Origin of the sequence: Enterobacter sp. UNJFSC 003 (assembly GCF_036903355.1) — a bacterium.
Lineage (GTDB): Bacteria > Pseudomonadota > Gammaproteobacteria > Enterobacterales > Enterobacteriaceae > Enterobacter.
On the sequence record NZ_JBAKHK010000216.1, the window covers coordinates 1 to 260 of the forward strand.

1 pseudogene is annotated in these 260 nt (G+C 57.3%); it reads left to right on the forward strand.

Annotation, left to right across the window (positions count from 1 at the left end):
- Positions 1 to 260 (forward strand): annotated as a pseudogene (locus V5P19_RS23855) (oligopeptidase A); the annotation flags it as partial.

Here is a 260-nt window from a genome sequence, read left to right on the forward strand (position 1 = left end):
GCTCAGAAAAAAGCGGTTGATAACGCACTGCGCGACTTCGAACTCTCTGGCATCGGTCTGCCAATAGAGAAACAACAACGCTACGGTGAGATTGCCACTCGTCTTTCCGAGCTGGGCAACCAGTACAGCAACAACGTCCTCGATGCGACGATGGGCTGGACCAAACTCGTTACCGACGAAGCGGAGCTGGCGGGGATGCCTGAAAGCGCGCTGGCTGCGGCAAAAGCCCAGGCCGAAGCGAAAGAGCTGGAAGGCTACCT